Origin of the sequence: uncultured Algimonas sp. (assembly GCF_947498175.1) — a bacterium.
Taxonomy (GTDB): Bacteria; Pseudomonadota; Alphaproteobacteria; order Caulobacterales; family Maricaulaceae; genus Litorimonas.
In genome coordinates this window covers 466,788-476,087 of the sequence record NZ_CANMJB010000002.1, presented here as the reverse complement: position 1 = coordinate 476,087, position 9,300 = coordinate 466,788, and the positions used below count along the sequence as shown (strand labels likewise).

General features: G+C 66.3%; 8 protein-coding genes. 1 reads left to right on the top strand and 7 read right to left on the bottom strand.

Translation table 11 applies throughout. The features are described 5' to 3' along the window. Positions 1–281: 281 nt before the first annotated feature. From Q0718_RS04795 to mgtE, 3 genes are all read right to left on the bottom strand, one after another. A complete protein-coding gene (locus Q0718_RS04795) occupies positions 282–1,268 on the bottom strand; it encodes a hypothetical protein (RefSeq protein WP_298914271.1) in 987 nt (328 codons plus the stop codon). A 154-nt stretch (positions 1,269–1,422) separates the two neighbouring features. Further along, positions 1,423–3,291: a lysozyme gene (locus Q0718_RS04790; protein ID WP_298914268.1), complete on the bottom strand. Its 1,869-nt coding sequence runs from the start codon at positions 3,289–3,291 to the stop codon at positions 1,423–1,425. A 120-nt stretch (positions 3,292–3,411) separates the two neighbouring features. After that, positions 3,412–4,782, bottom strand: coding sequence for a magnesium transporter (mgtE, locus tag Q0718_RS04785; RefSeq protein WP_298914265.1), 1,371 nt, complete (start codon positions 4,780–4,782; stop codon positions 3,412–3,414). 113 nt (positions 4,783–4,895) lie between these two features. On the opposite strand from mgtE, the gene Q0718_RS04780 reads away from it, so the two are divergent. Next, the gene (locus Q0718_RS04780) at positions 4,896–5,342 is read left to right on the top strand and encodes an A24 family peptidase (RefSeq protein ID WP_298914284.1); all 447 of its coding nucleotides are present in this window, start codon (positions 4,896–4,898) and stop codon (positions 5,340–5,342) included. On the opposite strand, the gene Q0718_RS04775 is transcribed toward Q0718_RS04780, so the two are convergent. Genes Q0718_RS04775 through Q0718_RS04760 form a run of 4 tightly spaced genes read right to left on the bottom strand, consistent with a single transcriptional unit; the run spans position 5,339 to position 9,235 of the window. Then, on the bottom strand, positions 5,339–5,788 hold the full coding sequence (locus Q0718_RS04775) for a hypothetical protein (protein WP_298914262.1): 450 nt from the start codon (positions 5,786–5,788) through the stop codon (positions 5,339–5,341). The two genes, Q0718_RS04780 and Q0718_RS04775, sit on opposite strands and share 4 nt — an antisense overlap. Beyond that, positions 5,785–6,462 (bottom strand): type II secretion system protein N, encoded by a 678-nt coding sequence (gene gspN, locus Q0718_RS04770; protein WP_298914259.1) that lies wholly within the window; start codon positions 6,460–6,462, stop codon positions 5,785–5,787. Before gspN ends, Q0718_RS04775 begins: the two co-directional genes overlap by 4 nt. Then, entirely contained in the window at positions 6,462–8,396 is a 1,935-nt protein-coding gene (gene gspD, locus Q0718_RS04765) for a type II secretion system secretin GspD (RefSeq protein ID WP_298914256.1), read from the bottom strand. Before gspD ends, gspN begins: the two co-directional genes overlap by 1 nt. Then, positions 8,393–9,235: a type II secretion system protein N gene (locus Q0718_RS04760; RefSeq protein WP_298914253.1), complete on the bottom strand. Its 843-nt coding sequence runs from the start codon at positions 9,233–9,235 to the stop codon at positions 8,393–8,395. The genes gspD and Q0718_RS04760 overlap by 4 nt, the downstream gene beginning before the upstream one ends. Positions 9,236–9,300: the final 65 nt, after the last annotated feature.

Below are 9,300 nucleotides of genomic sequence, written 5' to 3'. Positions count from 1 at the left end.
TCGCGGCACAAACGCAACCCCGCCGTGGCCCCGATGCCCGGTCGCACGATGACACTCGCCTGAAGATCAATCAGCCCTCACCCCATGCCCTCGCGCGGTCCCATGGGGCCCATCGCCCGACCCTTGCAGCCAGACGAGACGGCTGGAGAGGGAGCCCGGGTCGAGCCCCGTGATGAAGGCTGAACGAGGACAGTTTGGAACAGGGTCCAAAGACCGGAGCCTTCGACACAGGACCCTTGTCGGATCATTCCGAAATGAGCCGCCTAGAAGCCGGCCTCATGTCAGAAATCCCGTTCGAACGGCGCCACGTCGACCAGGTATCCGTCCACGTCCGGATCGATCCGGAAAGTCACCAGATCGACCTCATGGGCCTTGGCGGCCAGGGGCGTTCTGCGGATCAGGCGGCCGGCGAGCGACTTGGCGCGGCGGGCGATGGCACCGTCGCGTTCGTAGAGCGGGTTCAGACCGGCGAAGCGGCGCAGGGCGGCGTTGGTCATCATGGCGGCGTTCTTGGTCGCGCTTTCCGGCGTCGAATATTCCGTCGTGACGGACACGCAGAAGGTCTCGTTATCGACGCGGTGCGGCGCGTTGAGCGGCCAGGTCGCGCCGTCGCCCGGCTCCAGCCGCAACGGGGTCGCGTCCGCCTCGAAGCGCTCGCAATAGGGCAGATCGTCGTCCAGCAGGTTGGTCAGCTTCGCTTCGTGCGCCGTATCGGGAATGAAGTCCTGCGTCACCGGCCAGGCACGAATGGTCTTGCGCCCGCGCACATGCCACAGGATCACTTCCGTCTTGTCGAAATGATAGGGCACGCGGGCGACGGGCGAACTGATCAGCAGGCTGCCCTTGGGATTGTAGGCGCGGTTGCCGGTCGCCTCGGCCAGTTCGCCATACATGCGCTCCAGCACGGCGCGGTAGTCAGCGTGGATGTTCATGGCATTGCGCACATTGATCCAGACGCAGCCCGCCTGGGCCGCCGCGAGCAGGCCGGCCGGGGAAACGCCGCGGAAGTCGCCCGTGCGGAACCGGTTGGGATAGAGCGGATGGTCGGTCGCGCCCATCGTGCAGACGTCGAGCTGCTCGGCCGGGTGCCGCGCGAGCAGATCGATCAGCGCATCGTCCGTGAACAGACCCGTCTCGGCCAGCCTGTGCCGGAAGGTCATGATCTCGGACTGGAAGCGGCGCGTCTGCGCGGCGGTCCAGCCGTCCAGCATCGGCCCGGCGTCGGACAGGCCCGCATCGGTCGGGGCGGCCGTGATATCGAGGGACATTGCAGCAAGCTCCTTCACGGGTCGGGCCAAGGCGCGGGGCCGGAAATGGGCGAAAGGCCAAGCCAAATCCTGACGCAAACGGGTTAAGGAAGCGCCACCGGCCTCTTAAGCCGGTGCAAACCATGAGCCGTGCCATGCCGGGACGGCACGACGGTCAGGCGAAGCGCCCGCGAGCGAAGGCGTAGAAGGCAAACAGCAGTGTCAGCCCGCCGGTGATCGCCGCCGCCGCGACGGCCGCCGGCCCCCAGGCCGCCAACAGGTCGGTCGCACCGCGGCCCATCAGCATGGCGCTGAAACCGACGAGCGATGCACCCAAGGCCATGGGGATCCAGAGCCCCCCGCCCGTCCGGCTGGTCCGCCCGGCTCCGGACTGGCTGTCCAGATAACGCAGCGCGTTCTCGACCGAATCGCCGACGGGATCGTGAATGGCGTTCGCGGGGTCGCGGCTGGCCCGCAGCACGTCGTCGGCGGCCAGATTGTCGATCACGACGGACCGCTCGGAACCGGTCTCGTTGGCCGCGACGGGGGCGTCTGCGGATGATCCCGGCTCCGCTTGCATCTCTGGCGGCCGGATCGCGACGACCCTATCGGACCGGTCGGACGCATCCTCTGCCGGGGCCGAAACGGGCGCAGACACGGGCGCTGCAGACACGGGCGCGGTATCATTCGCGCCCTCTTCGTTCGAAGCTATTGGATCGGGTGCCTTCGGATCGGATGGGTCCGGCTCCGGCATGAGGCGTTCGCGCGACGGGAAGGAGACGAGATTGGAGTGCACGGTCTCGCGGCGCGGCGTCACGACGATGTCGGACGCCAGGACCCGGTCCGGCCCTGTGGCCGGCATCGCGGCGGCCATGGCCGCCAGTCGGGGCGGTTCGCTCACATCGTCCTGTCTGCCGCCTTCATCGGCGTCGAGCAACGCGCTGAGCCGGCTGCCCAGTGAATCGGCCGCTTCCGCGATCGCCGAAGCTTGGACGGGGGCTGCTGCGTCGGTGTCGATCCCGTCCATCGGATCGAGGTCGGCCCCTTCGGACGCCCTCCCGGCGTCCTGTCCGTTTTCGGCTGGGTCCGCTATCTTGTCGGTGGCGGGAGGCACATCTGCGGTCTCATCCGCGACGACATCCGCTTCGGCCTGTCCGTCGATCGCCAGCGGCGCGCCGGGATCGATCGTGCGCAGGATGTCGCCTGCGTCAGGCAGTGGCCCCGGCAACGTTCGTGCAGTGCCCGCGACCAGGTCGTCGCTGTCCAGAAGGAAGGCCAGAGCGTCGGCGCCGTCCTGCGCCCCGAGGTCGGCCAATCCCGGACCCTGATCGGCATTCCTGGTGCAATCGCGGGCTACGCCCTGCGTTTGCGGATCAGACGCCAAGTCGTCATCGCCCGTATGGGAGAGTGTATCGGCGCCCGTGCCAGGCTGGGACAGCGAGCCCGCTGCCGGGGCGATGGTCGCCGCGGAAACGACGCCGAGGCCGACCCGGTCGGCTTCGGGCCGCAGGCCGTCATCCGTCTCGGTCCGGGCCGCATCCGCATCGCGGCGAGGCACCAGCAGGGCGCTCGGCGCGGGCACGGCCGGTTCGTTGCGCAGGAAGAGCGACTTCTCCGCCGTGCGTCGGCGCATCAATGCATCGACCACGAAGGTGCGGCCGTTCACCTCGGCCTTGCGCCAGACGTCGAACCCGTTCGCGGCATCCAGCACGCGGCCGTTATTGAGCGCCTGCAGGATGTCGGAGGCGCGGAAAGCGTCCAAACCGATGTTGAAGACCAGCGAGCAGAGCGCATCGTACTGGCCCTGGGTCAGCGGGGCGTGCACGTCCTCGTTGACCATCAGCTCGACGGGTTCGAGATCCTCGAGCAGGCGTTCTTCCGCCTCGTTGCGGCTGAGATGGACCGGGTCCGCGTCCGCATCCAGCCGGTGGCCGTATCCAACGACCCGCACGCCGGTCGCCAGCGTGCGGTCGCCGGGGCGGTAGCCTTCGAACGCCTTGATGAGGCGAAGGCCGATATCAGAAATTGCCAGGGTCCGGGTCATAGGGGCACTCTTGCGCTGTTCACACGGGCTGAGGTGCAAGCCTTGTGCCGATTCCCCTATCGCGGGAGTCGCGCCCTGCCCATGCGGTTAACGCATCCTTAACGCGCAGCCTAGCGCGTTTCAAAGCAGGATCAATGCCGCAAAGCCGAGAAACGCCGTGAACCCGACCACGTCGGTCACGGTGGTGACGAAAACCGAACTGCTGACGGCCGGGTCCGCTCCCGCGCGCTTCAGTCCCAGCGGGATCAGGATTCCGGCCAGTCCGGCGAAGACGTGATTGATGATCATGGCGACGAAGGCCACGCCCGCCAACCGCGCATCGCCAAACCAGACGAAGGCGATGCCTGCCATCGCGACCGCGAAGATCAGGCCGATGATGAGCGCCGACACCCCTTCGCGCCGCACCGCCCGCCAGGCCGTCGCCGAGGTCAGATCGCGTTCGGCCAGGCTGCGCACCGCGACCGTCAGCGCTTGCGTCCCGGCATTGCCGCCCATGCTGGCCACGATGGGCATCAGCACGGCCAGCGCGACGATCTGTTCGATGGCATAGTCGAACCGCGCGATGACCAGCGAGGCGAGGATGGCGGTCGCCAGATTGACGAGCAGCCACGGCGCGCGCGATTTGACCGTCTCCAGCGCCGTATCGGTGATGCCCGCTTCCGAGACCCCGGCCAAGGCGAGGATGTCTTCCTTGTTCTCGTCCTGGATGATGTCGAGGATATCGTCCACCGTCATCATGCCGACGATGCGCCCCTGCCCGTCCACGACCGGCGCGGAGATCAGGTGGTATTTCTCGAACAGGTAGGCGGCCTCCTCCTGGTCGAGCGACTGGTCGATGGTCCGGATCACGTCGATCATCAGGCTGGACAGGGTCGTGTCCCGCGCCGCGCGCATCAGCTTGGAGACGGGCACGTAGCCGATCGGCTTGAGACGCGGATCGACGATGTAGATGTTGAAGAACAGGTCCGGCAGCTCCTCGCCGGCCTCGCGCATATGGTCGATCGTGTCGCCGACCGTCCAGAATTCGGGCGCGGAGACGAATTCGCGCTGCATGAGGCGGCCGATGGTCTCGTCGTCGAAAGCGAGCGAGGCTTCGACCCCGGCGCGCTCGGTCGGCGCCATGGCGTCCAGAACGGTACGGCGCTGGGCCGCATCCATCTCCTCCATGATCTGGGTGACGTCGTCGCTGTCCAGTTCGGTCAGCGCATCGGCGATCAGGTCCGGCTCCAGCAGCGGCAACACGTCCTCGACGACTTCGTCTTCAAGCTCCGCGAGGAGTTCGCCCGTGATCAGCTCTGGCGCGCGACCGACCAGGGCTTCGCGCTGACCGTCCGTCAGCGCTTCGAAATAATCGGAGAAATCGGCCGGGTGCAGCGCTTCCAGCCGGATGCGCATTTCGCCGTCGTCAGCCAGGTCGAGCGCCAGGGCGATCGGATTGAAGGCCATGTCCGCATGGTCGGGCCGGTCGAGGAGATCGGGCGTGTCGGGCATGCGCGCCTCCCCGGCGATGAAAGACCGGGACTCACCCGGCGGTCAGGACGCCTCGCCTATGGCGGAATTCGCCTCTTCCGTCCAAACGCTTTTCGGATAAAGCCTGCGGCGTGATGACGATCATCACCATACTTGCAGGGCTTGTCCTGATCGGCGCGCTCATCCAGCTCGCCCGCATCGACTGGGCGACGCAGCGCCTGCCGAACCTGATCACGATCCCGCTCCTGCTCGCCGGGCTCGCCTGGGCGTTCGGCACGGCAGACGATGTCTATTTGCATCTGTTGGGTGCTGCGCTCGGCTACGGAATATTCTGGGCGGTGGAGACGATCTACCGTTTGGTGCGCAAGCGCGACGGGTTGGGCCGGGGCGATGCGAAACTGCTTGCCGTCGGGGGAGCTTGGTGCGGGGCTTGGGCGCTGCCCGCCATCATCCTGGCAGCCAGTGTCAGCGCGCTGGTCTATGCGCTTCCCAAGGGCGGCGCGCGCGACGCGCGCATTCCGTTCGGCCCGTTCCTGGCGATCGGCATCGGCGCGGTCTGGCTGTCGCAGCGTCTCTTCTAGGACGCGGCGCCAACGGGCTGGCACATTTGCAAAATCGCCACAGGCTGGACCCGGGTGAAGCCATCGTCGAGCTTTTGGGTGATGCGCGCGGACGCATAGCGCAGCGAGTCGTTCACTGGCTCTTCCGGGCCGAGGTCCAACTGGACGGGACCGTAATCCTCCGCCGGAAAGGGACCGGATGGCGACAAGGTCATCGTCTGCGACCCGTCATGGTAGAGCGCTTTTTCCTCGGTCGCAAAGAACACGAAAGCGCGGAAGGGCGACGCATCCCAACCGAACAGGCCGCATTCGCCCGGTGCAAGTTGTTGCGCCGCCAGACCCGCAAGAGGCGCCGGGGCCGATGCCTGGACCGTCTCGGCGTCCGGCGTGGTCGAGCAGGCCGCCAAACCAGTGGCCAGCCAAGCGCAGACCGGTAACAGGCGCTGGAAATCATATCGTCGCATCATCGCCAGCGCCCTTGCTCCGATAGGTTGAAAGTGCCGTCATCCGCTGGCACGAACCCAAACAGGCTCAGCGCGTTTCCGGCGGCGGCATCGCCCGTGATGACGCGCATGTCCGTCTGATAGACGCCGTCGAGGCCGGTGATTATCGTCGCCGATACGGTCTCGCCGCCGTCCGTTCCGCTCAGGCGTAAGCGTAAGCGTCCGTCAGCGCAATCGACAGGACCGTCAAGGGACGGCCCGGCCCAGCCGAACTGGCCGCCATTGACGGCCAGAACATCCGTCGCCGCCGTTCCTGTCGCCGACAGGCAGTGTCCGTCCGCGATCTCGGCTTCGTCTATGCGCAGCGAGACGCGGCCCGACAGACCGGCCAGGCGCGCATCCGTCGTCGGCAGGCGTGCCACCGGCATGGACAGGACCAGATCGTCCACACCGCCCGGTCCGATAGTGCCGGACAGATTGACCTCGCCCGGCGGCGTTTCCAGACGGATGCCGCCCAACACGCCTTTCACGGCGACCGTTCCCAGCAGCGGCAAGTCGTGCGCCTGCCCGTTCCACACCGTTCCGCTCAGCGTGGCGACGTTCTCCGGCACGGCCGCCCCGGCCCAGGCCAGAGGAAAATGCCGGACCAGCGAGGCCAGCCCGGCCAGCAGCGCAGCGACGATCAACAGCAGCCGCATCAGCGGTTGGGATCCACGGGCAGCGGCGGCACGGTTATCACGCTGGCGGGCGGAATGACGGCGACGGGCGGTGAAACCGGGTCGACTGGAACCGTATCGATCTTGGACACGTCGCGTCCGCTCTGCTGCATATCTTCCAGACGCATCCGGTTCAGACGGCGTTCAGTCAGCGGACGGGCATCGTCAGCGTTGCGGATAATGGTCGGGCGCAGGAAGACCATCAGGTTCGTCTTGTCGCGGCTGCGCCCGCGCGAGCGGAAGGCGTTGCCGATGACCGGAATGTCGCCCAATACGGGCACCTTGGACATTTCGATCTGTTCGTCGTCCTGCAGCAGGCCGCCCAGCACGATGATCTCGCCGTCATTGGCCAGCACGGTCGTTTCGATCTGGCGCTTGTTGGTGACGAAATTTCCGGCCGCCGATGTCAGCACGCCGTCGATGGAGCTGACTTCCTGATTGATTTCCAGCCGGATCACGTCGCCGTCCGAGATCTGCGGCGTAACGTCGAGCTGGATGCCGACCTCTTGTCGTTCGAAGGTGCGGAACGGATTGACGTTGGCCGCGCCGAGCGTCTCGCCCGTCACGATCGGAATTTCCTGCCCGACGAGGAACGTCGCCGGGCGATTGTCGAGGGTCGTGACGAACGGCGTGGACAGGACATTGCTGTCCTCATCCGTTTCCACGGCATTAAGGATCGCCCCGAACAGTATGTCACCGCTCTGCCCGCCGATGCCGATAGTGCCGCCCTGCAAGCCGATCAGGCTGTTGATGGCGGCGGTCCGAGTCGCCGCGTCCGTCGTCGCCCCGGTCAGCGCCCCCGCCAGCGCCAACAGGTTCGGTGCGCTGCGCGTATAATTGGTTGAAATGAGCGGTGTCGTTGAACCCGACGTATCGCCGACCGCGAACTGCACGCCGAGTTCCTTGGAAACATCTTCGGAGACTTCGACGATGAGAGCTTCGACGAGGACTTGCGGCCGTCTCACGTCGAGCCGTCGGATCAGGCTGGACAGCTCGGCCTGCGTTTCGCCGTCCGCGGAAATGACCAGCGTGTTGGACCCGATATCGTAGGCGACGGCCGGGATCGCTTGGCCTTCGCGGGCATAGCTCGGCAGCAAGCCGGTAATCATGTCCAACAGGTCGGCGCCGTTGGCGAAACGCAGCGGCACCACGCTGACCGCGCCGCGCGGCGTGACGCTGCCGACATCCATGGAGGCGAGCAATTGGCGCAAACGGGCAAGTTCTTCCGGCGCGGCTTCGATGATCAGCGAGTTTGTCGCCGGCAGAGCGGCGATGCGGAAAGGCGGGGTCGGCCCGCCCAACGCCGTCAGCGCTTCCTGGGCATCGACGACGGAAAGCTGTCGCAGCTGGATCGTCTCGCGCGTCGTGTTGGACGTTTCCATGGCGACGGCGATCTCGCGCGCCTTGCGCAGATTTTCCGGGAAATCCGTCACGACCAGGACGCGACCGTTGGGATTGGCCGTGACCTGTCCCTGCGTGTGCATCACCGGTTTGATCAGGCGCGCGGCTTCGGCTGCATCGGCTTCGCGCAGCTTGATGATGGCGGTGCTCATCTGTCCGGTGACGCCGTTGCCGGTCGTCAATGGCGCGTCCTGCGCGCTACCTTGCAGCAGGGTGACGCGGTATTCGCCGCCAGCCGTCGGCACGAGCGTGTAGCCGTGAACGCGCAGCACTTCCTTGAAGACGTTGAAGACCTCGCGGTCGGTGAGCGCCTGCTCGCTGCTGATGGTGACATTGCCCTGAACGCGGGGATCGACCAGGATCGTCCGGCCCGTGACCACGGCCACATCGTCGATGAAATCGCGGATGTCGGCTTCCTGCAGGCTGATGATATGGTCATCGGCCGCCCGGACGGCCGTCGCGACGGGCAGTATGGCCAGGGCCGCGCCCAGCAGCAGGCTTCGCACAAAGGTCATGAGGCGGATCCAATCGTGATCGTCATGGGTTGGCCGTCGCGGATGATGTCCACCGCCACAGGCTGTCCGTTGGACAATTGCCGGCGGAGCGAAACAGGATCCGGCATGCCGGTAACGACATCTTCGCCTGCGAACCGCGTGATGACATCGCCGTCGCGCAGTCCGTAGGTCGAAAGTTCGACCCCGGCGGAGCGCGGTTGCACGGTCACGCCGTTACGGGCGCCGTTATCGTCGAAGCTGGGCCGGATGTCGAATTGCGACAGCAAGGTCGCCGCATCGGCGCTTCGCAATGTCTGCAAGCCGGGATCGGCCGAACGTCGCGGCGACGATGACGAAACGGACGCCTTGCTGTCATCCATCGTCAGGCGCTGGGTCTGGCCGTTCACCTCGATCAGGACGAAGCCGGGCAGCACGCCGCGCAGAACGACATTCGGCATGATCTCGTCCGAAAGGTAATAGTTGCGGTCCTGGCCGTCCGGCGTGCGGACGAAGGCGGTGCCGTTCTCACCGGAGCGCAGACCGACCAGTTCCAGATCCAGCGTGGTTTCCGGCGCATCGTCCCCCATGTCAACGATCGGTTCGATGTCCACATTCGCGTCGCCCGCTTCGAACGGATTATAGGTGAAATCGTAAGCCGTCGCTGAGGCGGACGACCCTGAAGCCGCAACGGGTCCGGCCACCAGCACGGGGTCCCACCGGCTGGACGGCGCCGCCAGAGCGAGCAGCAGCTTCACGCCCAGCCATGCCGCCAGTCCCGTCAGACAGAGGAGCAGCGCGCGCCGCAGCCACAAGAGCGGCGTCGCGGACGCGATCATCGGGTTTGCGGCCGAAAGGCTCATCCCTGTCCATTCCCCTGTTTCCATCCGGACCTCGTGGTCCGGACCGTGCCCGGCGTTCAAACGCG